The sequence below is a fragment of the Pseudomonas putida NBRC 14164 genome, assembly GCF_000412675.1.
Taxonomy (GTDB): Bacteria; Pseudomonadota; Gammaproteobacteria; order Pseudomonadales; family Pseudomonadaceae; genus Aquipseudomonas; species Aquipseudomonas putida.
On record NC_021505.1, the window covers coordinates 843208 to 868516 of the forward strand.

The following is a 25309-nucleotide window of genomic DNA, read 5'->3' on the forward strand; positions in this document are numbered from 1 at the left end:
TATGTGCATCAGGTACCGCAATCTGGCCGCAGAGGCTCTAGACCAAAGCAAGTGTGGCAATGCGCCTTGACTCGCCCTAGACTCGGTGGGCGGTCTTTCCAATCCACCAGCTGGAAGCTAACCATGAACAACAATAATAGCCTGCTACGCCACATTCCGTGGCTGGCGCTGGCAGTCATAGGGGCCTGCGCGCTGGGTGTGGTCGCCCTGCGTCGCGGTGAGGCAATCAACGCCTTGTGGATCGTGGTCGCGGCGGTGGCCATCTACCTGGTTGCCTACCGTTACTACAGCCTGTTCATCGCCACCAAGGTGATGCAACTGGACCCGCGCCGCGCCACCCCGGCGGTGCTCAACAACGACGGCCTGGACTACGTCCCGACCAACAAACATATCCTCTTCGGTCACCACTTCGCTGCCATCGCCGGCGCAGGCCCCCTGGTCGGCCCGGTGCTCGCCGCGCAAATGGGCTACCTGCCCGGCACGCTGTGGCTGATCGCCGGCGTGGTGCTGGCCGGTGCGGTGCAGGACTTCATGGTCCTGTTCATGTCCACCCGCCGCAACGGCCGTTCGCTCGGCGACATGGTGCGCGAGGAGATGGGCCGCATTCCGGGCACCATCGCCTTGTTCGGCTGCTTCCTGATCATGATCATCATCCTTGCGGTGCTGGCGCTGATCGTGGTAAAGGCCCTGGCCGAGAGCCCGTGGGGCATGTTCACGGTGATGGCGACCATCCCGATCGCGATGTTCATGGGCATCTACATGCGCTACATCCGCCCGGGCCGCATTGGCGAGATCTCGGTGGTTGGCGTGGTATTGCTGCTGGCCTCGATCTGGCTGGGCGGCGTGATCGCTGCGGATCCGGTCTGGGGCCCGGCGTTCACCTTCACCGGCGTGCAGATCACCTGGATGCTGGTGGGCTACGGCTTCGTCGCCGCAGTGCTGCCGGTGTGGCTGGTGCTGGCGCCGCGTGACTACCTGTCGACCTTCCTCAAGATCGGCACCATCGTTGGCCTGGCCATCGGTATCCTGATCATTGCGCCCGAGCTGAAAATGCCGGCGCTGACCCAGTTCACCGACGGCACAGGCCCGGTGTGGAAGGGTACCCTGTTCCCGTTCCTGTTCATCACCATCGCCTGTGGTGCGGTGTCGGGCTTCCATGCGCTGATCTCTTCGGGCACCACGCCCAAGCTGCTGGACAACGAAACCAACGCCCGTTACATCGGCTACGGCGGCATGCTGATGGAGTCGTTCGTGGCCATCATGGCCATGGTCGCCGCTTCGGTGATCGAACCGGGCGTGTACTTCGCCATGAACAGCCCGGCCGCCGTGGTGGGCGCAGACGTTGCGTCGGTGGCGCAGACGGTCAGCAGCTGGGGCTTCCTGATTACCCCTGAGCAGCTTGAAGCCGTCGCCCGTGACATTGGTGAGCACACCATCCTGGCCCGTGCCGGCGGTGCGCCAACCCTGGCAGTCGGTATCGCGCAGATCCTGCACCAGGTGTTGCCAGGTGAAAACACCATGGCCTTCTGGTACCACTTCGCGATCCTGTTCGAGGCACTGTTCATCCTCACCGCAGTCGACGCCGGTACCCGTGCCGGGCGCTTCATGCTGCAAGACCTGCTGGGCAGCTTCGTACCGGCACTCAAACGTACCGAATCGTGGGGGGCCAACCTGCTCGCCACCGCTGGCTGCGTGGCGATGTGGGGCTATCTGCTGTACCAGGGCGTGATCGACCCGCTGGGTGGCATCAACACCCTTTGGCCGCTGTTTGGCATCTCCAACCAGATGCTCGCCGGTATCGCCTTGATGCTCGGTACTGTGGTGCTGATCAAGATGAAGCGTCAACGCTACATCTGGGTCACCCTGCTGCCGGCCGTCTGGCTGCTGATCTGCACCACTGCTGCAGGGCTGATCAAGCTGTTCGACCCGAACCCGGCCGTTGGCTTCCTGGCCCTGGCCAAGAAGTACAGCACTGCGCTGGACGCCGGCCAGGTCCTGGCCCCGGCCAAGGACATCGGGCAGATGCAGCACGTTATCTTCAACGCCTACACCAACGCGGGCCTGACGATTCTGTTCCTGCTGGTGGTTTTCAGCATCCTGTTCTTCGCCCTCAAGGTCGGCTACGGCGCTTGGGGCCGCAAGGAGCGCAGCGACAAGGAAACCCCGTTCCAGGCCCTGCCTGACGCGTAATCGAGAGGACTGCAGTTATGTTCAACGACTTGGGTCGACTGGGGAAATACCTGGGGCAGGCAGCCCGCCTGATGGTCGGCATGCCCGACTACGACAACTATGTCGAACACATGCAGAAGACGCATCCGGACAAGCCGGTGATGAGCTACGAGGCGTTCTTCCGCGAACGCCAGGAAGCCCGTTACGGCGGCAAGTCCGGGCCCAAATGCTGTTGAACCCTAAGCGTTGACCTGTCCGGCCTCATCGCCGGCAAGCCAGCTCCCACAGGTGCTCCACAGGCCACCAGTCTGTGCAGTACCTGTGGGAGCTGGCTTGCCGGCGATGGGGCCACTGTTTTTTCCGCACAGGAGATGTTCTGCGTGCAGACGCCTATTCCCGTAACCGTACTCACAGGCTTCCTCGGCGCTGGCAAGACCACCTTGCTCAAGCACATGCTCAAGGCCGAGCACGGCCTGAAGATTGCCGTGATCGAAAACGAATTCAGCGAGGCCGGCATCGACAGCCAGTTGCTGGGCGACGAGCCGGTGCAGGTGATGACCCTGGCCAATGGCTGCGTGTGCTGCAGCATCCATGGTGACCTCACCCGCGCCTTGTACCTGCTGCTTGAGCGCCTTGACGCAGGCGAGATCGCCTTTGACCGGCTGGTAATCGAATGCACCGGCCTGGCCGACCCGGCGCCGGTGGCGCAAACCTTTTTCATCGACGAGGACTTGCGTGAGCGCTACATCCTCGACGGCATCATCACCCTGGTCGACGCTGTTCATGCCGAACTGCACCTGACACAGACCATCGCCCAGGCCCAAGTCGGCTTTGCCGATCGCCTGCTGCTGAGCAAGACCGATCTGGTCGAGCCGGCTACGGTAGAAGCCCTGTGCGAACGCTTGGCCCGCATCAATGGCCGGGCTGCAATCCGTGTGGTCGAGCACGGCCGTATCGACCTGGCGGAGCTACTGGATGTGCGTGGTTTCAACCTCAACCCCGACCTGGGCGCGAACCTGAAACCGATGCTTCGCCCGGTGCTCAAGTCCGCCACCCCCGACCGTATCTCCACCATGGTGCTGCGCACGGAAACCGCGCTGGACATCGACCGCCTCAGCGGCTTCATGAATGAGCTGCTGGAAACCCACGGCAAACAGCTGCTGCGCTACAAGGGCGTGCTGAACATTGCCGGTGAAGACCGCAAGCTGGTGTTTCAGGGCGTGCTCAAGCTTTACGGTTTCGACTGGGATGCAGAATGGGCCGAGGGTGAAGCCCGCGAGAGTGTAATGGTGTTCATCGCCGATGAACTGCCCGAGGCTACGATTCGGGCTGGTTTCGAGGCGCTGGCTGCGGGCTGAGCCGGCGCGGCGTTGCGGCCTGGAACCACTGCGGCCATGAGCTGCGGTGGCGGGTTTCCACCTCGATGCACGGGATCAGGCGTTCGGTCAGCACCGCCGTTTGCCGCACTGCCTTTGCCGTGCGGTATTTGACGCTGTGGATGCACTCGCGGTCGCCGAATTCGCAGCGGTTCAGCGCGGTACCGCCGCAGGGGCCATTGGCCAGGCCTTTGGGGCAGGTTTCCGGGCAGACGTACAGGGTGTCTTCCAGGCGGCAGCGGCCGCAGGTATCGCAACCCACCAGCGGCCGTTTCACCGCACGTTCCACCTTGTGCAGCACTTGTGCGCCAAGGTGCGTAGCCCACAGCGGCCGGCGTACCGCCCAGCCAAATGCCTTGCTCAGGCTGTTGCGGCGGCTGAACAGCAGTGAATGCATGCCGTGCATCAGGTGATAGCGTGCTTTCTCTTTGAACGAGGCATCGACCCGCGACTCGCCCTGGCGCCAGGCCGCTTGTGGCGGGTGGAATATCACTGCCGGCAGCCCGGGCATCTGCCAACTGGCCTGCCAGGCGGGCGCCCACTGCTCCAGCGTGTGGACCTGGTTTTGCCAGTGCTCGATACGGCCTTCAAGGGCAAGCAGTTGTTTCAGTTCGTGAACCCCTGACAGGTGCACACCGGCGTAGCCCATCAGTTTCACGCCAATGATCTGCAACGCCAGGCGGTCGACGCTGCGTGCCTGGGCAAAGGCCTTGGACTGCGCAGTCTCCGCTTCGAGCATGCCACGCATGGACGGTGTGACAGTGACCCCGGCCACGTGGTCGAGCATTGCCGCGCGCCCGTGGGTGAGGCTCATCAGGCAGGCCAGCATCGGCTTGGGCGTGGGCTGGCGACGCATCCAGTGCATGGCTTCCTGATGCTTGGCGGCATCGAAACCCAGTTGCAGGGTGAGGAAGTCGGCGCCTGCTGCGAGTTTTTTCTCGGCCTTGAAATACTGGGCGCCGCCTTCTTCCTCACAGTACTTGAACGGGTTCAGTGCAGCGCCCAGCAGCCAGTGCGGGCAAGCCTGGCGGGCAATCAGCAGGGCGGCGACCGATTCCAGATAGCGCACCGGGCGCTGGCCGGGCTCGTGGCCGGGCAGGCGGTCGCCCGTCAGCAGCAACAGCTGGTCGAGGCCCGCGGCGTCCATGCGCTGCAGTTGGGCAAGGAGGTGGTGACGCTCGCGGTCCTTGCCGGAAAAATGCGGCAGGGCAGGTACCGGGTTGCTGAACGAGGCGAGGGCGTCCAGCGGCGACATGTCCAGCGGGCTCCCGACGCGATCGCCGATGGCCACGGTCATTGGCCAGCCGCACAGGTGCGCGCGGGCCATGATCGCTTCCATGGCGGCGAAGCGTTCTGCAGAAGGCTTGGGGACGAACTCCATAACGCAGACGAAGTTCTGTTCGCGCAGCGCGGTTTTCAGCAGGCTCATGTGGCCGGGCACCTGGTGTGGTCAGGGTGGCATTGTGCGGCAGAAGGCGGGCGGGGTCATGTCCGGATGCGCAGGGCGGTGCTCTGAATGAGACATCATCATGATCATGAAAAAATCTTGGGTTCATCTCAAATTTAATGAGTTTGTCTCAAACCGGTCTCAACCGGACAATCGCCTCATTCATTTATGCAGGCTGAAGGGACAAGACATGGCACTGGCACACAACCTGGGCTTTCCACGCATCGACCACGACAGCGAGCTGCGTGCCCGCCACTGGCAGGTGCAGAGAGAGGCCGGCATCGAACTGCTGCCAGTGGGCGACTTTGCCTGGTTTGACCAACCGTTCGACCTGAGCTGGGCGCAACTTTTCGACGAAGTGGCACAGGCCAAGGCCTTGGGGCATGCGGTCAAGCCAGTGGTGATCGGCCCATTGACCTATCTGTGGCAGGGCGAAACCAACGACGGCATCGACACGCTGGAGCGCCTCGAACGCCTGCTGCCGCTGTATGACCAGCATCTCAACCGCCTGGCTACCCTGGGCGTCGAGTGGGTGCAGATCGATGAGCCGATTCTCGCCGAAGACCTTCCACAGGACTGGAAAAACGCTTTCGAGCGCGTCTATAACATCCTTCAGCGCGCGCCTTTGAAGAAGCTGATTGCCACATACTCTGGTGGCCTTGGAGGCAACCTCGGCCTGGCCGCGAACCTGCCGGTCGATGGCTTGCACATCGACCTGGTTCAGGCACCCGACCAGTACGTGACCATTCTCGACCGCCTGCCGGCCTACAAAGTGCTGTCACTGGGCCTGGTCGACGGCGACAACGCCGCGCCTTGCAATCTGGGCGCGACCCTGGACCTGCTGCACGATGCCCATGAGCGCCTGGGAGAGCGGCTGTGGCTGGCGCCATCCTGCTCGTTGACGCGCAGCCCGCTGGAAGTGGCCGTGCAGAAGTGCCAGGAAGTGGCGGTGTTGGTTGCTGCACTGGAAGAGAACCGGGCTGCCGCTTGATTTTCGGCAGCCTGTGCCGCCCCCTTCGCGGGTGAACCCGCTCCCACAGGTACAGTGCAAGCCTTGAAAATTCATGTGGCCCCTGGCCCCACAGGTACAGCATAAACCTTGAAACTTGTGCGGTCCCTGTGGGAGCGGGCAAGCCCGCGAATAGGCGGGGCCTGCTGATCAGCGCTCGATCGCCAGCGCCACGCCTTGCCCACCGCCGATGCACAAGGTCGCCAGGCCTTTCTTGGCGTCCCGCTTGATCATCTCGTGCAGCAAGGTCACCAGCACCCGGCACCCGGAAGCGCCAATCGGGTGGCCCAGGGCAATGGCCCCGCCATTCACGTTGACCCGCGCAGCATCCCATTCCAGCACCTTGCCCACTGCCAGCGCCTGTGCGGCAAAGGCTTCGTTGGCTTCGATCAGGTCCAGTTCGGCCAGTTGCCAACCGGCCTTGTCCAGGCAACGCTGAGTCGCTGAAACCGGGCCGATGCCCATGATTGCCGGGTCTACCCCTGCACTGGCATAGGCGGCGATCTTCGCCAGTGCTGGCAAGCCCAGGGCCTTGGCCTTGGCGGCACTCATCAGCAGCACGGCAGCGGCGCCGTCATTCAGGCTGGAGGCGTTGCCAGCGGTAACGCTGCCATCCTTCTTGAACGCAGGACGCAGTTTGGCCAGGGAGTCAGCGGTGGTGTCCGGGCGTGGCTGTTCGTCCTGGGCGAACACTCTGGGCTCACCCTTTTTCTGTGGCAGCACGATTGGGGTGATCTCATCAAGGAAGCGGCCGGCCTCGATGGCCGCCACGGCCTTGCGTTGCGATTCGGCGGCAAAAGCGTCCTGCTGCTCACGGCTGAGGCCGTACTTGTCCACAAGGTTCTCGGCGGTGATGCCCATGTGATAGTCGTTGAAGGCATCCCACAGGCCATCGGTGATCATGCTGTCGATCAGCTGGCCATGGCCCATGCGCTGCCCAGTGCGGGCCGAAGGCATCACATAGGGGGCCAGGCTCATGTTCTCCTGGCCACCGGCAATCACCACCTCGGCATCACCGCAACGAATGGCCTGGGCGGCCAGGTGCAAGGCCTTGAGGCCCGAGCCGCAGACTTTGTTCAGGGTCAGCGCCGGTACGCTGTAGGGCAAGCCGGCCTTGATCGCGGCCTGGCGTGCCGGGTTCTGCCCGGCGCCGGCGGTGAGCACCTGGCCGAGGATCACTTCGTCCACCTGCGCCGGGTCCAGCCCGGTCTGCTCCAGCAGGCGCTTGATCACGGCGGCACCGAGGTCGACCGCAGGTACCGTGGCCAGGGCGCCCTGGAAGCTGCCGATGGCGGTGCGGGTAGCGGCGACGATGACCACGTCGTTCATGTTGTTGTTCTCCGTGCGATGGGCGTAATGCCCAAGCATCGGTGGCTTTGGCTCATTTGTTAAGTTTGTTTTTCTTTCGGATTGATGTGAAAAATAAATCAATGGGCGCTCGGCGTCCTATCCAACTAAGCTGAATTCCGTGCTGTTTTCACTCAACTGAATGGAGCCCATACCCATGCGCACCCTCATCGCCTTGATGCTACTGATCGGCAGCAGCACAGCATTCGCCGCCACCCAATGCACCAGCGCAGACAAAAGCACCTGGCAAGACCAGGAAAAGTTCCAGGCCCAGCTCAAGGAGCAGGGTTACAAGATCAACAAGTTCAAGGTTACCAAGGGCAACTGCTACGAGATCTATGGTCTCGACAAGGATGGCCGCAAGGTCGAGATCTACCATGACCCGGTGAGCGGCAAGGCGGTCAAGTCCGAGTACCACGATTGAACAGCGACGGCACTGTGCAGCTGTGGGACCCGCTCCTGCGGCTGTGCCATCTCTCCATCGCCGGTGTGTTCTTCGCCGACTATTTTTTCAACGAAGAAGGGGACGACTGGCACCAGTGGCTGGGTTACTACGCACTGGCCTGTGTCGTGGTGCGCGTGGTCTGGGGCTTTGTCGGGCCACCCAGCGCGCGCTGGGCCGATTTCTGGCCAACCCCGGCGCGCCTGGCAGGGCATGCCCGTGCGCTGCTGCGCGGCGAGCCTTGTCATCGCCTGGGGCATTCGCCGATTGGCGCGTTGGTGATGCTGTTGATGCTGACCGGTATCGCAGGGCTGGTCCTGACCGGCTGGGCGTCCCAGGAGGTGGATGCGCTGTGGGGCGCCGATTGGCCGACCGACCTGCACAGCTGGTTGGCCGATGCGGTGTTGGCGTTGGTGTGTGTGCATGTGCTGGCGGCCATCTACGAGAGTGTGCGCCTTCGCGAGAACCTGCCGTTGTCGATGATCACCGGGCGTCGTCGACGTCGGGATTGAGTAGACCTGTGCCGGCCTCTTCGCGGGCTTGCCCGCTCCCACAGGTATGCCACAAATCTCAAAACCTGTGCGGTCCATGTGGGAGCGGGCGAGCCCGCGAAGAGGCCGGCACAGGAGAACCTTGGTTTTGCATCCTTTTGATCACCCCGTAATATGTGTCGGATAACCTGCGGGGGTAGTCTCACCCTCTGAAAATCGGAATCGCCCCAAGCGGCGTTTCCCCGGCATAAACCTGACGAGGTACAGACATTGGCCATCATTCATCCTAAGGTTCGCGGTTTCATCTGCACCACGACTCACCCGAAGGGCTGCGAGCTCAACGTCCGTGACCAGATCGAAGCCACCCGCAAGCTGGGCGTGCGCGAGGATGGCCCGAAGAAGGTCCTGGTCATCGGTGCTTCCAGTGGCTACGGCCTGGCAGCGCGTATCACCGCAGCGTTCGGTTTCAAGGCCGACACCCTGGGCGTGTTCTTCGAAAAACCAGGCACCGAAACCAAGGCCGGCACTGCTGGCTGGTACAACTCCGCTGCCTTCGACAAGTTTGCCAAGGCCGAGGGCCTGTACAGCAAGTCGATCAACGGTGACGCCTTCTCCGACGAGGCCCGTGCCAAGGTCATCGAGCTGATCAAGAACGAGATGGGTGGCAAGGTCGACCTGGTCATCTACTCGCTGGCCTCGCCTGTGCGCAAACTGCCGCAGACCGGTGAAGTCATCCGCTCGGCACTCAAGCCGATCGGCGAGCCTTACAAGTCGACCGCCATCGACACCAACAAGGACACCATCATCGAGGCCAGCATCGAGCCGGCCACCGAGCAGGAAATTGCCGACACCGTGACCGTCATGGGCGGCCAGGACTGGCAGCTGTGGATCGACGCCCTGGCAGGCGCCAACGTGCTGGCCGAAGGCGCTCGCACCGTGGCCTTCAGCTACATCGGCAGCGACATCACCTGGCCGATCTACTGGCACGGTGCACTGGGCCAGGCCAAGCAGGACCTGGACGAAACTGCCCTGCGCCTGGACCAGAAGCTGGCCGGCGAAGTGAAAGGCGGCGCCAACGTGGCCGTGCTGAAATCGGTGGTTACCCAGGCCAGCTCGGCCATTCCGGTAATGCCGCTGTACCTGTCGATGGTCTTCAAGATCATGCAGGAGAAAGGCGTTCACGAAGGCACCCAGGACCAACTGGACCGCATGTACCGCGACCGCCTGTATCGCGCCGATGGTGCGCCGGCCGAAGTCGACGAGAAGGGCCGTCTGCGCCTGGACGACTGGGAACTGCGCGATGATGTGCAGAACGAGTGCAAGGCCCTGTGGCCACAGGTCACCACCGAGAACCTGTTCGCCCTGACCGACTATGCCGGTTACAAGAAGCAGTTCCTCAACCTGTTCGGATTCGAGCGCGCTGACGTCAACTATGACGACGACGTGGCCACCGATGTGAAGTTCGACTGCATCGAGCTGTAAGCCGAACCGGGCTGGCCCTATCGCCGGCAAGCCAGCTCCCACAGGTACACCACAAGCCTCATGGCCTGTGAAATCCTGTGGGAGCTGGCTTGCCGGCGATAAGGCCAGCACAGGTTCAAGATTTTTTGCTAGTTTTGGCGCACAACAACAGGGAATGCGCCATGAGCAGCCTCACCCAACCCGCCACCCCCTTTCGCCAGGCCACAGCCGATGGCTACAGCCTCGGCGGCTTCTGCTGGCGTCACGCCCAGCCTGACCCCCAGCGCCCGCTGGTGATCATCAACGCGGCCACTTCGGTACGCTGCCGATACTATTCCCGCTTTGCCGACTACCTGTTTGCCCAGGGCTGCGATGTGCTGACCTACGACTACCGTGGCATCGGCGAATCCCGCCCGGTTTCGTTGCGCGGTTTCCAGGCATCGTGGAGCGACTGGGGCCGTCTGGATTTCGAAGCGATGTTGGCGCATGCGACCGAGCGTTTCCCCGGCCAGCCAATAGACGTGGTGGGGCACAGTTTTGGCGGTTGCGCAGTCGGCCTGGCACCATCGGCCGGCCAGATACGCAGGGTAGTGATGGTAGGCGCACAGTTTGCCTACTGGCGCGATTATGCGGCTGATCAACGCTGGCGGCTGTTCGGCAAATGGCATGTGGTGATGCCTTTGCTTACCCGCGCTTTGGGCTACTTCCCCGGCAAGCGTCTGGGCTGGATGGAAGACACCCCGGCAGGGGTGGTGGATGACTGGACCACCCGTACGCCACGCTATGAGCACCGGCCAAGTGGGCGCCGGCTGGAGAGGGTACCGTTTGCACACGTCCAGGCAGCGACGCTGGCCATCAGCTTGACCGATGACCCGTTTGGCACTGTGGCGGCGACCGAGCGGTTGCTGAGTTATCTACAGGGTGCCCGGCACCTGCGTATCGCGCCTGTGGATATCTCGGTCGAGGAGATTGGCCATTTCGCGTTTTTCCATGACCGGTTTCGCGAGAGCCTGTGGCCGGTGGCCTTGCAGTGGTTGCAACGAGGAGCGCTGGACCACGGGGTACCCGGCACCCTCAGGGATTGAGGAGGGGGGGCAGGATTTTGGGGCCGCAAAGCGGCCCCGACTATCTCAAGCCTTGCGCGACAGCGGCTGCCCGGCAAATTTCACACCGGCCAAACCATGCTCGATCAGCGCACGGATATTGCCATGGTCGCTGCCCTCAGGCGTGGCCACCACATCACGGTAGTGCTCGCCAAAGGCCAGCAGCGCTTCCTGGTCGCTCAGCCCTTCCAGCAAAGCCAGGCCCAAGGTCTTGCACGACCCTTCGTTCTGCCCGGCCGCGTTCTCCACGCCGCCGTTGTTGAAGGCCTGCGGCTGGTAGCTGTAGTTGTCGGCAATGAACGCCAGGGTATCGGCAAATACATGTTGGCCGCTGGCCAGGCTGGCGCGCAGGGTGTTCAGATCAGTCACGAGGTTTTCCTTTTTCGAACGCCGCCTGTTGGTCGGCGCTGGCTTCTTTCTGGTATTGGGCTTTCCACTCGGCGTAGGGCATGCCATATACCGCTTCGCGGGCGTCGTCCAGGCTCAGGTCGAGCTGGCGCTCGTCGGCCGCAGCCTTGTACCACTTGGACAGGCAGTTGCGGCAGAAACCGGACAGGTTCATCAGGTCGATGTTCTGTACGTCGGTGCGCTTTTGCAAGTGTTCGACCAGGCGCCGGAACGCGGCGGCTTCGAGTTCGAGCTGTTGCTGTGGGGTCATGGGCTTCTCTCAGGTCATGCGGTTCTTCAAGTGGCGGCCACCATTGATGACCACCTGGCTACCGGTGCTGTACTGGCTGGCGAGCAGGTATTTGACTGTCTCGATCAGCGGGCCGGCGCCGGGTTCGAACTCCAGCAGGGCCTTTTTCAAGGTTTGCTGGCGGTAGGCTTCGTCGCCCCCTTCCTTGAGGATCAGCAGCCCGGGCAGGATACCGTTCACGTGCACCGTGGGCGCATATTTTTCAGCGAATGACAGCACCATGTTCTGCAGCGCAGCCTTGGTGGCGGCGTAGCCAATGTGGCTTTTGCTGCCGCGAGAAGAGGTTTCGTCGCAGATGTGGATGATGTCGGCCTTTTCCACTTTGGCAAGCAAGTCGCCCAGGGCCAGGTTGAGGTGGTAGGGCGCTTCGACGTGCAGGCGGAACATGGTATCGAGGTTGTCGAGCCCGTCATCGAGCCACAGCGAGGCGTTGTGGATGATGGCGCGCAGGCCGTCGTAATGGCTGTGCAGGTGATCGATCAGGGCCTGGCGGTCGGCCGCCAGGCACAGGTCGGCCTGAAACTGCACGATGTTCGGGTGGGCCGTGTGTGGCTGGACGCTGCGGCTGGCACTGACCACCGTATGGCCGGCCTTTGCCAGTTCAAGGGCCAGGGCCAGCCCGACGCGCTGGCTGGCTCCGGTAACGAGAATGGGGCTGTTCATTTCGGGGCGGTCAACTTGTCTGTCGTTTGGTTGCCGCCCAGCATACCCGAACTGTTTCCCAGTTGTATGGCCTGGCCTCAGCGGCTGCGCAGGGCGCCAGTGGTGGCAGGTGAGGCATGCAGCCAACTGGCCAGCAGGCGGGTGGACAGGGGGATGAACAGGTACACCATGACCGGCGTCAGGGCCAGGGTGCTGAGCATTACCCGGGGCAGCAGGTCCAGAGTGGCCAGCCAGGGGCCAAGCAGCAGGTTGAACGCCAGCGACACCGGGAAGAACGCCAGCCAGATGGCCACCGCCTGCTTCCAGCGCGGTGGTTTTTGCACCGTATTGGTGCCAAACCAGTCGTCGATGCCACTGACGCGCGCTTCTTTGGGGCGTTCGAACAGGCCGTTGCCGCGTTGCAGCCAAGCCCGGCGCGAGGCGGAATGCTCCCAGGCATGCAGGGTGGGTTCGTCGCTGAAGCGGAAGATGATCTGGAATTCGTCGCCATCGCGGGGCGGGGCGAGGATGCCCGAACCGAGGTAGCCGGGGAAGTCGGTGGCCAGCTGCTCGCCTTCATGCAGCCAGGCCAGCAGGTCCTGGTAGCGGCCGTGGGCGGCGCGGCGCGACACCATCAAGGTGACGGGTGGGGTAGACATCGTGTATCTCCTGGCAACGGGGCTGGCGGGTAGCTGGCCCCTTTGGCTACGTGGCCCGGGGTGGTGGGCAACGCAGGTGTGCATGCAAGAATCGGGCGCGGATTATCGCGCATGTGTGATCTTCGGCAAATGTGAGCCGGCAAACGGTTGCACCCTGCGATCGGTGTCGGCGTAGTAGAATGAGCGCTCAACTTCCGCACTCAGGGTACGCTGTGCAGATGAACGAACAGGGACGTGATCCGCTGATCGAAGTGGGTCTTGAGCAGCAGGAGCTGTTTCCGATCCGCGAAGTTTCCCGACTGACGGGCGTCAACGCCGTGACCCTGCGTGCCTGGGAGCGCCGCTACGGGCTGATTCAGCCAACCCGCACCGACAGTGGCCACCGCCTTTATTCCCAAGCGGACATCGATGACATCCGCCGTATCCTCGGCTGGCTTGAGCGCGGTGTGGCGGTGAGTAAAGTGGGCAGCATCCTCGCTCGCGGTCATGCCCTTGCCGAGCAGGTCAGCGGGGCGACGGACGCGTGGTTGCGCTGGCAGCACCAGGCGCGTCAGGCCGTGCAGCGGTTTGACATGGCCGGCCTGGACCGGCTGTTCGACGAGGTGTTTGCTGCCAACACCCTGGACCAGGTGTTCGCCGAGGTGTTCATGCCGGTTTGGCACGACCTGGCGGCCGGGCAGGGCGGCTATGGGCAGGCCAGCGAGTGGCTGTTCCTTGACCAGTTCTTGCGTGGCCGGGTATTTGCCCGTTTGCCGCTCGCCCATGTGCCGCGTGGTCGCACAGTGCTGCTGGCAGCGTTGCCAGGGCAATGCCATGAACTGGAATTACTGGTGACCGGCCTGAGCCTGGGCAGCGACGATATTGGCGTGACGCCCTTGGCGAGCGGGCAGCCGCTACAGGAGCTGGCGCTGGTCTGCGAACGCCTGAAACCCGATGCCCTGGTGCTGTTTTCCCACCACCCACCCACGGCGGAACTCACCCGACGACTGGTGCGCATGGCTGCGGTACTGGAATGCCCGTTGTTGCTGGCCGGCGAAGCTGCAGAAGTGGCACAGGACCACCTGGCAGGCAGCCTGGTAGCGTGCCTTGGGGCGCAGGGTAGTGTGATGCGCCAGCGCTTGCGGCAGTTTCTGGCCGGTCAGCTCGATACCTGAGTGTGCAGTTCGGGGTGCGCCTGGCGATGGGCCTGGAGGATATAGTCGCGCAGGCGGTCGATCTCTTCGGCCGGGCTCTGGCCCAGGTCGTAGGCCGCCAGGTCCGGGCCGATGCGCCGGCCCAGTACACCATGCAATTCGATCGGGCTGATATCGCCCGGGGCGAAGCGCAACTCGAAACGGCTGGGCGCCGCTGGCAAGCCGCGGATCTCCACCAGTACACCTTTGAACGAAATATCGCGAACCCACAGGCCGCTTTGCTGATCATGGCTATCGAGCAACGGGCTGGGGGTTTCCATCGACAGGCGCCACGCGCGCAGCATGGGGCCGTCTTCGTAGATTTCGGGTGAACCCACTTGAAGGTGCAGGGCGTGGAACTCGTCTTCCACCAACTGCAGCGGGAAGCTGATCTGCTGGTTGTTGAACTGGGCCTGCAAAGTCACCTGTTCGTTGGCCACCAGGCGGGTCAGCAAGCTCTGGATGCGACGGTCGCCATTGACCAGCAGGCTCGACATGGAGTCTGCCAGGTTCAGTTGCGGCGAATGCTGCATGCTCTGGATGAAATCCAGTTCGTCCTGGGTCAGGAGCGCGTCTGCTTGCATGATCGAACTCGGTGGTGGCGATTTCTTCAACGGAATTGACCGTGCGTGGCGTACTTGGTTCAGGCGCGTTCGTCGGGTTTCGGACAAACGCGCAGTTCGGCCAGCTCCCGCTCAAGTTGGACCTGGCGGCTGACGTCCTTCTGAATACCGATGAAATAGGTCCGCTGTTCAGCGTCTAGCCTTACCGGGGTGATCGACAGCTCGTTCCAGAACGCGCTGCCATCCTTGCGGTAGTTGCGCAGCACTTCGCGACAGGGGCGGCCTTCGGCCAAGGCCCTGCGGATGCGGGCACGGCCAAGCTGGTCACGGTCGTCTGCCTGCAGGAAGCGGCAATCCTGGTAGAGGATTTCGTCGCGGCTATAGCCGGTCAGGCGTTCGAAGGCGGCGTTCACGTAGATCAGGATGGTGTCGTCGCCTTCCTGTTCGGCAACCACGATCCCGTCATTGGACGCATCGACCATCGATTGCAGCAATTGCGCGTTGATCATGTCTGGGCCATTGAGCAAAGAAAGGCTGAAGGCGGCGACTTTGGTAGAGGCGGCCTTTTGCCAGCGCTGGATGCTAGTATCCTACGTTTTCACTCAGTTTCGGAATCCTCTACCCGATGAAAGTCGCCATTATTTCCGGATCGGTCTATGGCACCGCCGAAGAAGTCGCCCGTCACGCCGAATCGCTGTTGAAGGCTGCAGGCCTGGAGGCCTGGCATGCGGCGCGTGCCACCCTGCAGGATCTTGAAGGTTTTGCCCCAGACGCCTTGCTGGCCGTGACCTCGACCACCGGCATGGGCGAGCTGCCGGACAACCTCATGCCGTTGTACTGCGCCATTCGTGACACCCTGCCTGCGGCCTGGCGTGGCCTGCCGGGTGCAGTCATTGCGCTGGGCGATGCCAGCTACGGTGACACCTACTGTGGTGGTGGCGAACAAATGCGCGAGCTGTTTGCCGAGTTGGGTGTGCGCGAAGTGCAGCCGATGCTGCGCCTGGATGCCAGCGAGACCGTGACCCCGGAAGCCGATGCCGAACCGTGGTTGGCGGAGCTTGTTCAAGCGTTGAAAGCCTGACGGGGCATTTTCGCTTGTCCTGGCCTCTTCGCGGGTAAACCCGCTCCCACCTGTAGGGCGCAGCTTTCCCAAACTGTGGTGTCCCTGTGGGAGCGGGTTCACCCGCGAAAGGGCCGGCGCAGGCTCAAGCATTAGCTACTGCCCGGCACCGGCCACTCGCGCAGCAACGCCAACCACGCCTGCGCCGCTCGTGACAGGTACGCCCCGCGCCGCCAGATAAAGGCAATATCCCAACGCAAATCCTGCGGCGAACGCAGCGGCAAACGCACCACCCCAGGGCGCTCAAGCGCTTTTGCCACCACCCGGGGCAGCAACACCACGCCCTGGCCCGCCGCCACCAGCGCTGCCAAAAAATCCGCCTGGCCGCTGCGCCCGCCTTCCTTCGGGGTAAAACCGTGCTGGTGGCACGCCTTCAGCAGCCGGTCATTGAGCACGAAGCTGCGCTGATACAGCAGGAACGGCGTATCGGCCAGTTGCCCCAGGTCCACCTCGTCCAGGCCCGCCAAGGCATGGCCAGCCGGCAGCAGGGCATCCAGCGGTTCGTTGCAAAACGGTTGGTAGTCGAACGCTTCGTCGCTGGGCGTCAGGCTGCCACCCAATTCCAGTTCGCCACTCCTGACTGCCTGCTCAACACTACGGCTGCCGCCTTCGAGCAACTGAATCGCGATATTCGGGTGGCGCCGGCGGTATTCGGCGAACAAACCGGCGAACAGGGCGTCGCTGCCCAGCATGGGCAAGCCCAGGCGCAGCTCGCCACGCTCCATCAGGCTGAGGTCGTCCAGCTCGTTGAGCAGTGCCTGGCGCTGACGCAGCAGGGCCTCGCCACGCTCCAGCACAATGCGCCCGGCTGCCGTCAGGTGCAGCTGCGAGGCCTGGCGCTCCAGCAGTGGCTGGCCCACATCTTGCTCCAGCTGGGCCACCTGCTTGCTTACAGCCGACTGGCTGATGTGCAGGGTGTGCGCCGCCTGGGTGAAACCGCCGCGGTGGACCACTTCGATAAAACTGCGTAGCTGTTTGAATTCCATGCTCTGAATTCCGTTATGGAATGGCGATAAGTCTAACAATTCGCTTCTGGCCTAGGCAGCCGAATCTTAAAATAAGGGTCTGTCGAGGAACCCTCATCATGAAACCCGCGTTATTGAAAAAAGCCCTGCGCCTGCTTGTCGAGCTGGCGATCCTTTGTTCTTTGTTCCTGCTCGGAGGCCAGCTTGCCAGTTGGCTGGGCTGGCCAATCCCCGGCGGCGTGATGGGCCTGGCACTGTTGTTGATACTGTTCGCTTCAGGTGTGCTCAAGCCGGCCATGTTGCAACTGGGCGCGGGCTGGCTGATGGCCGAGATGCTGCTGTTTTTCATCCCGGCGCTGATGAGCCTGCTGGATTACGGCTCGCTCATCCGTGAAGAGGGCTGGCGCATCCTGCTGGTGATCGCCGTGAGCACGCTGATGGTGATGGTGGTGACTGCCTTGACCGTGGAACTGGTGTGCCGCTGGAGCTTGCGCCATGAGCCTTGAACCCATGCCGCTGTTCTGGCTGGCCCTGACCTTGCTGGCTTACCTGGGCAGCCGTTGGCTGTACCGGCGCAGCAAGCGCTACCTGCTGTCGCCGTTGATCCTGGTACCTGTGCTGCTGCTGGCCGTGGCGGTGCCGCTGCATACCGCCTATGCAGAGTATGCCCGCAATACCCATTGGTTGATGAGCGTGCTCGGCCCGGTGACTGTGGCCTTCGCGGTGCCGATCTGGCAGCAGCGGGCCATGCTGGCGCGCCATTGGCCGGCCCTGATGGTGGGCATGGTGGCAGGCAGCAGTGCCTCGATCGCCAGCTCCTGGGGCCTTGCGCACCTGCTGGCGCTGGACAGTGCAACCAGCCTGTCGCTGGTGCCGCGTTCGATCACCACGCCGTTTGCCATGCCCTTGGCCCATGACCTGGGTGGCGTGCCGGAGCTGACGGCGGTGTTCGTGATGTTCACCGGCGTGCTCGGCGCCATGTTCGGTGGCGTGCTGCTGCGCTGGTTGCCGCTGCGCACGCCCCTGGCACGGGGTGCACTGTTTGGCGTCGGTGCGCACGGTGCCGGGGTCAGCCGGGCTCAGGAGGTGGGCCGTGAGGAAGGCTCGGTGGCCGGCCTGGTCATGGTCCTGACCGGGTTGTTGAACCTGTTCGCGGCACCGCTGCTGGCCATGCTGCTCTGACCGTTCGTGCCACTGACTCGCTCAGTCATCAAGCTGGCTGGCAACGCAAGTTTCAGCCCATGGCCTGCTGGCTAGACTCTGCCTCGACATAGAGAGCACATGTATGTGCCGAGGTGACATGCAATGACCGCAGCCTTGCCCTATTCCGCCAACACCACTTCACCGGGACCGTTCTGATGCCTATGGCCGAAATTCCATTGTGCGTCTGGCGAACCCGGGGACAGAGTTTCACTTTCCGGGGCCAGAGCATCCGCTACTGGACCGCAGGGCAAGGAGAGCCCCTGCTTTTGTTACACGGTTTCCCCACCGCCAGCTGGGATTGGCACTATTTGTGGGGGCCTTTGAGCCAACGCTTCAGGGTGATCGCGTGCGACATGCTGGGCTTTGGCGATTCGGCCAAGCCGGTCGATCACGCCTACAGCCTGATGGAGCAGGCAGACTTGCAGCAGGCTTTGCTTGGCCACCTGCAGGTCGACCAGCCGGTGCACCTGCTGGCCCACGACTACGGCGGCAGCGTCGCCCAGGAGCTGCTGGCGCGGCACCATGAGCAGCGTGCCGAGGTTGCCAGCTGTGTGTTCCTCAACAGCGGGCTGTTCCCCGAAAGCTGCCGCATGCTGCTGATCCAGAAGCTGCTGCTCAGCCGGTTCGGCTGGCTGGTCGGGCGTTCGTTCGGGCGTGACGACCTGGTGCGCAACGTGACCCAGGTCTATGGCCCTTGCACCCACCCCAGCGAAAGTGCCCTGGATGATTTCTGGAGCCTGATCACCGCCAACCGGGGCACACGTATCCTGCACAAGCTGGTGAGCTACATGCCCGAACGCAGATTGCACCGCGAGCGCTGGGTCGGGGCGATGCAGCGCACAGGCGTGCCACTGCGCCTGATCAATGGCGTGGTCGACCCGCTGTCCGGCGCGCACATGCTCGAGCGCTACCGGCAACTGGTGCCGGAGGCGGACACCGTGCAGCTACCAGGCATCGGCCATTACCCGCACACCGAAGCGCCAGTGCAAGTGCTGCGTCACTACCTGGCGTTTCGTGAGCAGCCTGTGAGCTTCTATCCGCAGAAAGTGGCGTGGTCCTGACCGGGCCGCATCGCCCTGCGTTATTGCCAGGCATTCAGCCTGCGTGAGCTTTGTTGTCCGCCCGTTGTTTGCGGCGGACACTCGGCTTATCTGAACCTGCCTGGAGCCATGAGCATGAGCGAGCCTGTCCGTCTGCAAGATCGCGTGGTGATCGTCACCGGAGCCGGCGGTGGCCTGGGCCGTGCCCATGCGCTGCTGTTCGCCGCACGTGGCGCCAAGGTGGTGGTGAACGACCTCGGCGGCTCTACCCACGGTGAAGGTGCCAGCGCCTCGGCCGCCGATCGTGTGGTGGAGCAGATCCGCGCCGCTGGTGGCATCGCCATCGCCAACCACGACTCGGTCAGCCAGGGTGCACGTATTGTCGAGCAGGCCCTGGACAGCTTTGGCCGGGTTGATGTGCTGGTGAACAATGCAGGTATCCTGCGTGACAAGACGTTCCATAAAATGGACGACAGCGACTGGGAGCAGGTTTACCAGGTGCATGTCGAAGGGGCCTACAAGGTCACCCGGGCTGCCTGGCCACACCTGCGCGAGCAGAACTGGGGGCGGGTGATCTTCACCGCTTCTACCTCTGGCATTTACGGCAATTTCGGTCAAGCCAACTACGGCATGGCCAAGCTGGGCTTGTACGGGCTGACCCGCACCCTGGCGATCGAAGGGCGCAAGCACGGCATCCTGGTCAACGCCATCGCCCCCACCGGTGGCACGCGCATGACCGAAGGGCTGATCCCGCCCCAGGTATTCGAGCGGCTCAAGCCCGAGCTGGTCAGCCCGCTGGTGGTGTACCTGGGCAGCGAGCAGTGCCAGGGCACGGGTGAGCTGTTCGAGGTAGGCGGCGGCTGGGTGGGCAAGGTGCGTTGGGAGCGCAGCCTGGGGGTGGGCTTCGATCCGCGCGAAGGCTTTACCCCGGAGCAGGTGGCCGAGAACTGGGCCCGGATCGGTGACTTTGACGGGGCGGTGCATCCGCAGGACAGTTTGCAGGCGCTGCAGCAGATGATGGCGAACCTGCAGAAGTACCCGCTGAGCTGAAGTTCTACTGTCTGTGTTGGCCTCTTCGCGGGCTTGCCCGCTCCCACAGAGATCTCACTGCCCTCAGGCCTGGTGATATTCCCTGTGGGAGCGGGCAAGCCCGCGAAGAGGCCGGCACAGGCGGAAGATTTTTCAGGCAAAAAAAAGGCCGCTGCAAGCCGCAGCGGCCAATCGAGACGTCAGATCAAGGAGCTTCAAAATCTACGTCGGTGAACCTCGCAGGCATGAAAAGCGGGGGGAGAGCCCTTCATGCCGGCCAGTGAGTCAAGAATAAGCGCTTGATCCCATGGGAAAAATAGCGGCTTATGACATTCACCTTTACGTATCGGGCAATAGTGCCGCAGGCGCTCAGGCAGCGGGCGAGTAGCCCATGCGCCAGCTGGTTTCCCGCGCAGCCGCCAGCAGCCGTTGCGCCGCAGGGCCATGTTCGTCGGCGTGGAAGATCGACGTCGGCCCGACCACGGTCATCACCGCCGCAACCTGCCCCATGGCATTGAACACGGGCGCCGACAGCGCATCCACGCCCGGCATCAGCAGCCCGTGCACATGGTGCAGGCCGCGTTCGCGAATGCCCGCCAATACCGCCTGGTAATCGTCGGCACTCTGCTGCAGGGCGGCCAGTTCCCGGTCACGCAACTCCACGGTCTCGCGTTCCGGCAGGTAGGCGGCGAACACCAGGCCGGTGGACGAGGTGAGCAGCGGCAGCACCGAGCCCATCTGCGTGACCACGGTAACTGCACGCACCGCAGGTTCGATGCTGACCACGGTTGCGCCCTGGTTGCCCCACACCGCAATGAAGCAGCTCTCGTTCAGTTCATCGCGCAGCTGCGACAGCGGCAGTGCGGCAATCTTCAGCACATCGATGCTGCCCAGCGCCGCCAGCCCCACCCGCAAGGCCTCACGGCCCAGGCCGTAATGGTTGGTGGCCGCATCCTGCTCGGCAAAGCCGCTGGCAATCAGCGCCTGCAGGTAGCGGTGCACCTTGCTCGCCGGCATCTGCACATGTTCCGACAGGCGCGACAGCGAGGTGGAGGGGGAGAGTTCGGCAAGGGCTTTGAGGATGTCTGTGCCAACCTCCGCCGAGCGGACTTTCTGCTTGCCGTTGTCGGCGGAGGAGCTGGCTTTGGTCATGGACATCTGCTTCCGGATTCTTCGAGTCGCGCCTTTATAGCTTGACGCCATGCCCGTAGCAAATTACGTTATTCGTAATCTGATTACGATAAAAACAATGCAGACGCGCTGTCACCCCGCATCGGGCCAGCAGCCAGCTGCCAGCAACGGCTCGGTCAGAGCCCGGAGGCATCGATGATTCGCGACACATCACCCGACCTTCACTACCTCAGCGGCTTCGGCAACGAGTTTGCCAGCGAAGCGCTGCCGGGTGCCTTGCCGGTCGGGCAGAACTCGCCGCAGAAGGCGCCTTATGGGCTGTACGCCGAATTGCTCTCGGGCACGGCGTTCACCATGGCCCGCAGCGAGCTGCGTCGTACCTGGCTGTATCGCATTCGCCCGTCTGCATTGCACCCGCGCTTCGAGCGGCTGGCGCGCCAGCCGCTGACCGCGCCGCTGGGGGCCATCAACCCCAACCGCTTGCGCTGGAGCCCCCAGCCCATACCTGCCGAGCCCACCGATTTCATCGAAGGCTGGCTGCCCATGGTGGCCAACGCCCCGGCGCAGAAACCGGCCGGCGTGAGCATCTACATCTACTGCGCCAACCGTTCCATGGAGCGAGTGTTCTTCAACGCCGACGGTGAACTGCTGCTGGTGCCGGAACAGGGCCGCCTGCGCATTGCCACCGAACTGGGTGTAATGGAAGTCGGCCCCCTGGAAATCGCGGTGATTCCGCGCGGCATGAAGTTCCGCGTCGAACTGCTCGACGGCCAGGCCCGTGGCTATCTCGCCGAAAACCACGGTGCACCGCTGCGTATTCCGGAGCTGGGCCCGATTGGCAGCAACGGCCTGGCCAACCCGCGCGACTTCCTCACCCCGGTGGCGCACTACGAAGAGGCCGAAGGGCCGGTGCAACTGGTGCAGAAGTTCCTCGGCGAGCACTGGGCCTGCGAACTGCAGCACTCGCCGCTGGATGTGGTTGCCTGGCACGGCAGCAACGTGCCGTACAAATACGACCTGCGCCGTTTCAACACCATCGGTACCGTCAGCTTCGACCATCCGGACCCGTCGATCTTCACCGTGCTGACTTCGCCGACCAGCGTGCATGGCCTGGCCAACATGGACTTCGTGATCTTCCCGCCGCGCTGGATGGTGGCCGAGAACACCTTCCGTCCGCCATGGTTCCACCGCAACCTCATGAACGAGTTCATGGGCCTGATCAGCGGTGCCTACGATGCCAAGGCCGAGGGTTTCCTGCCCGGTGGTGCCTCGCTGCACGGGGTGATGAGCGCCCACGGCCCCGACGCCGAAACCTGCGAAAAAGCCATTGCCGCCGACCTGGCGCCGCACAAGATCGACAACACCATGGCCTTCATGTTCGAGACCAGCCAAGTGCTGCGCCCGAGCCAGCGGGCCCTTGAATGCCCGCAATTGCAGGCCGACTACGATAGTTGCTGGGCCACCTTGCCGAGCACCTTCAACCCGAACCGGAGATAACCGATGAACCACACTGCCAATGCCCGTAGCTGGGTCGAGCACGCCAACGGGCACAGCGACTTCCCGCTGCAGAACCTGCCAATGGGTATCTTCAGCCGGCCGGGTGAAGCCAGGCGCTGTGGCGTGGCCATCGGCGACGCGATCCTTGACCTGGAGGCGGTACTGGCCGCCGGCCTGTTCGACGGCGCCGCCAAGGCCGCCGTGGAAGCCACCCGTGGTGGTGCACTGAACGCATTCTTCGCGCTGGGCCGCAGCGCCCGTGTCGCCCTGCGCGAGCGCTTGCAGGTGCTGCTTGGCGAACACAGCGAACACCAGGCGGCGCTGCAAGCCGCGCTGTACCCGGCCAGTGCCTGCCAGTTGCATGTACCTGCGCAGATCGGTGACTACACCGACTTCTACGTGGGCATCGAGCACGCAAAAAACGTGGGTAAGCTGTTCCGCCCCGACAACCCGCTGCTGCCCAACTACAAGTACGTGCCGATCGGTTATCACGGCCGCGCCTCGACCATCCGCACGTCCGGCACCGATGTACGCCGGCCCAAGGGCCAGACCTTGCCGGCCGGGCACACCGAGCCGAGCTTCGGCCCTTGCGCGCGGCTGGACTACGAACTGGAACTGGGCATCTGGATTGGCCAGGGCAATGACATGGGCCAGGCGATCCCGATTGGCGATGCTGCCGAGCACGTAGCCGGCCTGTGCCTGCTCAACGACTGGTCGGCGCGTGATATCCAGGCTTGGGAATACCAGCCCTTGGGGCCGTTCCTGTCCAAAAGCTTCATTACCACCATCTCGCCTTGGGTGGTCACGGCTGAAGCGCTGGAGCCGTTCCGCTGCGCCCAGCCGGCACGCCCGGATGGCGACCCGCAGCCACTGTCGTACCTGCTGGACAAGCGCGACCAGGCCGCCGGTGCATTCGATATCGAACTCGAAGTGCTGCTGCTGACCGAGCGCATGCGCGAGCAGGGCGCTGCCCCGCACCGCCTGACCCTGAGCAACACCCGCAGCATGTACTGGACCGTGGCGCAGCTGGTGGCGCACCACAGCGTCAACGGCTGCCAACTGCAGCCGGGCGACCTGTTCGGTTCGGGCACATTGTCGGGCGCCACGCCGGGTTCGCATGGCAGCCTGCTGGAGATCACCGAAGGCGGCAAGCTGCCAGTTGAACTGGCCAGCGGCGAGGTGCGCAAGTTCCTCGAAGACGGCGACGAGATCATCCTGCGTGCCCGCTGCAGCCGTGACGGCGTGGCCAGCATCGGCTTCGGCGAATGCCGTGGCACGGTCATCGCGGCCAACTGAGGAGGCAGGGGCATGGAGCTGTACACTTATTACCGTTCCACTTCGTCCTACCGGGTGCGCATTGCCCTGGCACTGAAGGGGCTGGCTTACCAGTCCCTGCCGGTCAACCTGCTACAGGGTGAGCAGCGGGGTGCGGGCTATGTCGCCGTCAACCCGCAGGGCCGCGTGCCGGCCTTGCGTACCGACGGCGGCGAATTGCTGGTGCAGTCACCCGCGATCATCGAGTACCTGGAAGAGGTTTATCCACAGCCTGCACTGCTGCCGGCCACGGCCGAAGCGCGCGCCAAGGTACGCGGCGTGGCGGCAATCATTGGCTGCGACGTTCATCCGCTACACAACGTCAGCGTGCTCAACCGGTTGCGCCAGGCCGGCCAGGACGAAGGCCAGGTCAACCAGTGGATCGGCCACTGGATCAGCCAGGGGTTGGCAGCGGTGGAGCAACTGATCGGTGACCATGGCTTTTGCTTCGGTGAGCAACCCGGGCTGGCGGATGTGTACCTGATCCCGCAGCTTTATGCCGCCGAGCGCTTCAATATCGACCTCGACAGCTTCCCGCGCATCCTCCGGGTTGCCGCCCTGGCGGCCGTGCACCCGGCATTCGCCAAGGCCCACCCAGCCCAGCAGCCGGACAGCCCGGCTCAGTGAAGGGAACGGTTCGCCGTCGGAAGCTTGCCGATCCGCTCGGACAGCTTCAGGCGCTGGACCGGGTCATCTGTCAGCAGTAACGCATGCTCCAGGTCGAAGCGCTCGGCCTGTGGGCAGTCCAGGTGCTGGTACAGCGAGGCGCGGGTCACGTAGTCGCTGACTTGAACCGGGCCCAGCTGCATGATCCGCTCGGCATCGATCAAGGCCGCCAGGTGATTGTCGTTACTGATGTGCAGCTGGCGCAGGTTGCGTGACAGCCGTTGCAGCATCTGCAGCGGGCTGGCGCTGCGCAGGTGCTCCGCCGTCAGCGCAACGTGCGGGCCGAACTGGCGCGCCAGCAGCTCACGGCAATCATTGGGGTACAGGCGTCGGCCACCACAGGGGTCAAGCAGGTGGTCGGCACCCGGCACGCGCAGCAGGAAATGGCCAGGGAAGCCCACACCCTCCAGCGGGATGGACAGCCGCTGGGCCAGCTCCAGGGCAAGGATGGCCAAGGTCAGTGGTTGGCCACGGCGGCGTTGTAGCACCTTGTCCATCATCGCGGCCTGCGGGCGCAGGGGGTGGTACTCATCCTGCTGAAAGCCCAGGGCATTGAGTTGTCGCAGCAGTGGCTGGGCCAGTTCACACAGTGGCAGCATCGGCAGGTTGGCGCTGATCTCACGCTGCAGGTCATGCAGCATGGCAAGGCTGGCCGCGGGCTCGACGCTGCGGTCGTGCTCGGCGGCCATCCACAATGCGGCTTCCAGCAGGGCGACAGGCTCGCGTTCCAGGCAGGCCAGGCAGGCTTGACGTGGCTTCATGGGGT

General features: G+C 63.5%; 28 protein-coding genes. 17 read left to right on the plus strand and 11 right to left on the minus strand.

The window, feature by feature from the left end; all coding sequences use genetic code 11:
• Positions 1–123 precede the first annotated feature (123 nt).
• The 3 genes from PP4_RS03665 to yjiA all read left to right on the plus strand — a co-directional run bounded on the left by PP4_RS03665 (position 124) and on the right by yjiA (position 3527).
• Positions 124–2190 (plus strand): carbon starvation CstA family protein, encoded by a 2067-nt coding sequence (locus PP4_RS03665; protein ID WP_016497932.1) that lies wholly within the window; start codon positions 124–126, stop codon positions 2188–2190.
• A 17-nt stretch (positions 2191–2207) separates the two neighbouring features.
• Entirely contained in the window at positions 2208–2405 is a 198-nt protein-coding gene (locus tag PP4_RS03670; RefSeq protein ID WP_003251633.1) for a YbdD/YjiX family protein, read from the plus strand.
• Positions 2406–2549: 144 nt separating this feature from the next.
• Positions 2550–3527 carry a GTPase gene (gene yjiA, locus PP4_RS03675; RefSeq protein WP_016497933.1) on the plus strand — a complete coding sequence of 326 codons (978 nt, stop codon included), beginning with the start codon at positions 2550–2552 and terminating at the stop codon, positions 3525–3527.
• Here the strand turns inward: yjiA and PP4_RS03680 are convergent.
• Positions 3487–4974: a methylenetetrahydrofolate reductase C-terminal domain-containing protein gene (locus PP4_RS03680; protein ID WP_016497934.1), complete on the minus strand. Its 1488-nt coding sequence runs from the start codon at positions 4972–4974 to the stop codon at positions 3487–3489. The genes yjiA and PP4_RS03680 overlap by 41 nt on opposite strands.
• Positions 4975–5182: 208 nt before the next feature.
• Between PP4_RS03680 and PP4_RS03685 the strand changes: the two genes are divergently transcribed.
• A complete protein-coding gene (locus PP4_RS03685) occupies positions 5183–5983 on the plus strand; it encodes a 5-methyltetrahydropteroyltriglutamate--homocysteine S-methyltransferase (protein ID WP_016497935.1) in 801 nt (266 codons plus the stop codon).
• A 168-nt stretch (positions 5984–6151) separates the two neighbouring features.
• Here PP4_RS03685 and PP4_RS03690 read toward each other — a convergent pair whose 3' ends face one another.
• Entirely contained in the window at positions 6152–7330 is a 1179-nt protein-coding gene (locus PP4_RS03690; protein WP_041167958.1) for an acetyl-CoA C-acetyltransferase, read from the minus strand.
• A gap of 175 nt (positions 7331–7505) precedes the next feature.
• Here PP4_RS03690 and PP4_RS03695 point away from each other — a divergent pair, with 175 nt between their 5' ends.
• The 4 genes from PP4_RS03695 (at position 7506) to PP4_RS03710 (ending at position 10827) form a co-directional block, all read left to right on the plus strand.
• Positions 7506–7772 (plus strand): PepSY domain-containing protein, encoded by a 267-nt coding sequence (locus PP4_RS03695; protein WP_016497937.1) that lies wholly within the window; start codon positions 7506–7508, stop codon positions 7770–7772.
• Entirely contained in the window at positions 7769–8302 is a 534-nt protein-coding gene (locus PP4_RS03700; RefSeq protein WP_016497938.1) for a cytochrome b/b6 domain-containing protein, read from the plus strand. The genes PP4_RS03695 and PP4_RS03700 overlap by 4 nt, the downstream gene beginning before the upstream one ends.
• A gap of 249 nt (positions 8303–8551) precedes the next feature.
• The gene (gene fabV / locus PP4_RS03705; protein ID WP_016497939.1) at positions 8552–9763 is read left to right on the plus strand and encodes an enoyl-ACP reductase FabV; all 1212 of its coding nucleotides are present in this window, start codon (positions 8552–8554) and stop codon (positions 9761–9763) included.
• Between the two features lie 161 nt (positions 9764–9924).
• A complete protein-coding gene (locus PP4_RS03710) occupies positions 9925–10827 on the plus strand; it encodes an alpha/beta hydrolase family protein (protein ID WP_016497940.1) in 903 nt (300 codons plus the stop codon).
• 45 nt (positions 10828–10872) lie between these two features.
• Here PP4_RS03710 and PP4_RS03715 read toward each other — a convergent pair whose 3' ends face one another.
• From PP4_RS03715 to PP4_RS03730, 4 genes are all read right to left on the minus strand, one after another.
• Positions 10873–11214, minus strand: coding sequence for a HopJ type III effector protein (locus tag PP4_RS03715; RefSeq protein ID WP_016497941.1), 342 nt, complete (start codon positions 11212–11214; stop codon positions 10873–10875).
• Positions 11207–11503: a DUF1244 domain-containing protein gene (locus PP4_RS03720; protein WP_003260708.1), complete on the minus strand. Its 297-nt coding sequence runs from the start codon at positions 11501–11503 to the stop codon at positions 11207–11209. The genes PP4_RS03715 and PP4_RS03720 overlap by 8 nt, the downstream gene beginning before the upstream one ends.
• 9 nt (positions 11504–11512) lie before the next feature.
• Complete coding sequence (folM, locus tag PP4_RS03725; RefSeq protein ID WP_016497942.1) at positions 11513–12205, minus strand: dihydromonapterin reductase; 693 nt, start codon at positions 12203–12205, stop codon at positions 11513–11515.
• 77 nt (positions 12206–12282) lie between these two features.
• Positions 12283–12843 (minus strand): hypothetical protein, encoded by a 561-nt coding sequence (locus tag PP4_RS03730; protein ID WP_016497943.1) that lies wholly within the window; start codon positions 12841–12843, stop codon positions 12283–12285.
• Positions 12844–13061: 218 nt separating this feature from the next.
• Here PP4_RS03730 and PP4_RS03735 point away from each other — a divergent pair, with 218 nt between their 5' ends.
• Positions 13062–13997 carry a MerR family transcriptional regulator gene (locus PP4_RS03735; protein ID WP_016497944.1) on the plus strand — a complete coding sequence of 312 codons (936 nt, stop codon included), beginning with the start codon at positions 13062–13064 and terminating at the stop codon, positions 13995–13997.
• Here the strand turns inward: PP4_RS03735 and PP4_RS03740 are convergent.
• Both PP4_RS03740 and PP4_RS03745 read right to left on the minus strand, forming a co-directional pair.
• A complete protein-coding gene (locus PP4_RS03740; RefSeq protein WP_016497945.1) occupies positions 13982–14599 on the minus strand; it encodes a PilZ domain-containing protein in 618 nt (205 codons plus the stop codon). The genes PP4_RS03735 and PP4_RS03740 overlap by 16 nt on opposite strands.
• Before the next feature lie 59 nt (positions 14600–14658).
• Positions 14659–15087, minus strand: coding sequence for a PAS domain S-box protein (locus PP4_RS03745; RefSeq protein WP_016497946.1), 429 nt, complete (start codon positions 15085–15087; stop codon positions 14659–14661).
• A gap of 116 nt (positions 15088–15203) precedes the next feature.
• Between PP4_RS03745 and PP4_RS03750 the strand changes: the two genes are divergently transcribed.
• Positions 15204–15659, plus strand: a complete 456-nt coding sequence (locus PP4_RS03750) for a flavodoxin (protein WP_016497947.1) — start codon at positions 15204–15206, stop codon at positions 15657–15659.
• 131 nt (positions 15660–15790) lie between these two features.
• Here the strand turns inward: PP4_RS03750 and PP4_RS03755 are convergent, their stop codons facing one another.
• A complete protein-coding gene (locus PP4_RS03755) occupies positions 15791–16684 on the minus strand; it encodes a LysR family transcriptional regulator (RefSeq protein WP_016497948.1) in 894 nt (297 codons plus the stop codon).
• Between the two features lie 98 nt (positions 16685–16782).
• Here PP4_RS03755 and PP4_RS03760 point away from each other — a divergent pair, with 98 nt between their 5' ends.
• The 4 genes from PP4_RS03760 to PP4_RS03775 all read left to right on the plus strand — a co-directional run bounded on the left by PP4_RS03760 (position 16783) and on the right by PP4_RS03775 (position 19956).
• Positions 16783–17169, plus strand: coding sequence for a CidA/LrgA family protein (locus tag PP4_RS03760; protein WP_016497949.1), 387 nt, complete (start codon positions 16783–16785; stop codon positions 17167–17169).
• The gene (locus PP4_RS03765) at positions 17159–17845 is read left to right on the plus strand and encodes an LrgB family protein (protein WP_016497950.1); all 687 of its coding nucleotides are present in this window, start codon (positions 17159–17161) and stop codon (positions 17843–17845) included. Before PP4_RS03760 ends, PP4_RS03765 begins: the two co-directional genes overlap by 11 nt.
• A gap of 176 nt (positions 17846–18021) precedes the next feature.
• Positions 18022–18927: an alpha/beta fold hydrolase gene (locus PP4_RS03770; RefSeq protein WP_041167552.1), complete on the plus strand. Its 906-nt coding sequence runs from the start codon at positions 18022–18024 to the stop codon at positions 18925–18927.
• 114 nt (positions 18928–19041) lie between these two features.
• Positions 19042–19956 (plus strand): SDR family oxidoreductase, encoded by a 915-nt coding sequence (locus PP4_RS03775; RefSeq protein ID WP_016497952.1) that lies wholly within the window; start codon positions 19042–19044, stop codon positions 19954–19956.
• A gap of 348 nt (positions 19957–20304) precedes the next feature.
• Here the strand turns inward: PP4_RS03775 and PP4_RS03780 are convergent, their stop codons facing one another.
• The gene (locus PP4_RS03780; RefSeq protein ID WP_016497953.1) at positions 20305–21087 is read right to left on the minus strand and encodes an IclR family transcriptional regulator; all 783 of its coding nucleotides are present in this window, start codon (positions 21085–21087) and stop codon (positions 20305–20307) included.
• Positions 21088–21261: 174 nt separating this feature from the next.
• Between PP4_RS03780 and hmgA the strand changes: the two genes are divergently transcribed.
• The 3 genes from hmgA to maiA are packed head-to-tail and all read left to right on the plus strand — an operon-like array spanning position 21262 to position 24504.
• On the plus strand, positions 21262–22563 hold the full coding sequence (gene hmgA, locus PP4_RS03785) for a homogentisate 1,2-dioxygenase (protein ID WP_016497954.1): 1302 nt from the start codon (positions 21262–21264) through the stop codon (positions 22561–22563).
• Between the two features lie 3 nt (positions 22564–22566).
• Positions 22567–23859 carry a fumarylacetoacetase gene (gene fahA / locus PP4_RS03790; protein ID WP_016497955.1) on the plus strand — a complete coding sequence of 431 codons (1293 nt, stop codon included), beginning with the start codon at positions 22567–22569 and terminating at the stop codon, positions 23857–23859.
• Between the two features lie 12 nt (positions 23860–23871).
• On the plus strand, positions 23872–24504 hold the full coding sequence (maiA, locus tag PP4_RS03795) for a maleylacetoacetate isomerase (protein ID WP_016497956.1): 633 nt from the start codon (positions 23872–23874) through the stop codon (positions 24502–24504).
• Here maiA and PP4_RS03800 read toward each other — a convergent pair.
• Complete coding sequence (locus PP4_RS03800; RefSeq protein ID WP_016497957.1) at positions 24498–25304, minus strand: SirB1 family protein; 807 nt, start codon at positions 25302–25304, stop codon at positions 24498–24500. The genes maiA and PP4_RS03800 overlap by 7 nt on opposite strands.
• Between the last annotated feature and the right edge of the window lie 5 nt (positions 25305–25309).

Coding starts and splice junctions, on each gene's coding strand:
- PP4_RS03775 (WP_016497952.1), top strand. CDS start 19,042: ATGAGCGAGCCTGTCCGTCTGCAAGATCGCGTGGTGATCGTCACCGGA.
- PP4_RS03770 (WP_041167552.1), top strand. CDS start 18,022: ATGCCTATGGCCGAAATTCCATTGTGCGTCTGGCGAACCCGGGGACAG.
- PP4_RS03765 (WP_016497950.1), top strand. CDS start 17,159: ATGAGCCTTGAACCCATGCCGCTGTTCTGGCTGGCCCTGACCTTGCTG.
- PP4_RS03670 (WP_003251633.1), top strand. CDS start 2,208: ATGTTCAACGACTTGGGTCGACTGGGGAAATACCTGGGGCAGGCAGCC.
- folM (WP_016497942.1), bottom strand. CDS start 12,205: ATGAACAGCCCCATTCTCGTTACCGGAGCCAGCCAGCGCGTCGGGCTG.
- PP4_RS03720 (WP_003260708.1), bottom strand. CDS start 11,503: ATGACCCCACAGCAACAGCTCGAACTCGAAGCCGCCGCGTTCCGGCGC.
- PP4_RS03755 (WP_016497948.1), bottom strand. CDS start 16,684: ATGGAATTCAAACAGCTACGCAGTTTTATCGAAGTGGTCCACCGCGGC.
- PP4_RS03685 (WP_016497935.1), top strand. CDS start 5,183: ATGGCACTGGCACACAACCTGGGCTTTCCACGCATCGACCACGACAGC.
- hmgA (WP_016497954.1), top strand. CDS start 21,262: ATGATTCGCGACACATCACCCGACCTTCACTACCTCAGCGGCTTCGGC.
- PP4_RS03665 (WP_016497932.1), top strand. CDS start 124: ATGAACAACAATAATAGCCTGCTACGCCACATTCCGTGGCTGGCGCTG.
- PP4_RS03735 (WP_016497944.1), top strand. CDS start 13,062: ATGAACGAACAGGGACGTGATCCGCTGATCGAAGTGGGTCTTGAGCAG.
- PP4_RS03710 (WP_016497940.1), top strand. CDS start 9,925: ATGAGCAGCCTCACCCAACCCGCCACCCCCTTTCGCCAGGCCACAGCC.
- PP4_RS03695 (WP_016497937.1), top strand. CDS start 7,506: ATGCGCACCCTCATCGCCTTGATGCTACTGATCGGCAGCAGCACAGCA.
- PP4_RS03730 (WP_016497943.1), bottom strand. CDS start 12,843: ATGTCTACCCCACCCGTCACCTTGATGGTGTCGCGCCGCGCCGCCCAC.
- PP4_RS03680 (WP_016497934.1), bottom strand. CDS start 4,974: ATGAGCCTGCTGAAAACCGCGCTGCGCGAACAGAACTTCGTCTGCGTT.
- PP4_RS03800 (WP_016497957.1), bottom strand. CDS start 25,304: ATGAAGCCACGTCAAGCCTGCCTGGCCTGCCTGGAACGCGAGCCTGTC.
- maiA (WP_016497956.1), top strand. CDS start 23,872: ATGGAGCTGTACACTTATTACCGTTCCACTTCGTCCTACCGGGTGCGC.
- PP4_RS03750 (WP_016497947.1), top strand. CDS start 15,204: ATGAAAGTCGCCATTATTTCCGGATCGGTCTATGGCACCGCCGAAGAA.
- fahA (WP_016497955.1), top strand. CDS start 22,567: ATGAACCACACTGCCAATGCCCGTAGCTGGGTCGAGCACGCCAACGGG.
- PP4_RS03780 (WP_016497953.1), bottom strand. CDS start 21,087: ATGACCAAAGCCAGCTCCTCCGCCGACAACGGCAAGCAGAAAGTCCGC.
- PP4_RS03690 (WP_041167958.1), bottom strand. CDS start 7,330: ATGAACGACGTGGTCATCGTCGCCGCTACCCGCACCGCCATCGGCAGC.
- PP4_RS03760 (WP_016497949.1), top strand. CDS start 16,783: ATGAAACCCGCGTTATTGAAAAAAGCCCTGCGCCTGCTTGTCGAGCTG.
- PP4_RS03745 (WP_016497946.1), bottom strand. CDS start 15,087: ATGATCAACGCGCAATTGCTGCAATCGATGGTCGATGCGTCCAATGAC.
- PP4_RS03740 (WP_016497945.1), bottom strand. CDS start 14,599: ATGCAAGCAGACGCGCTCCTGACCCAGGACGAACTGGATTTCATCCAG.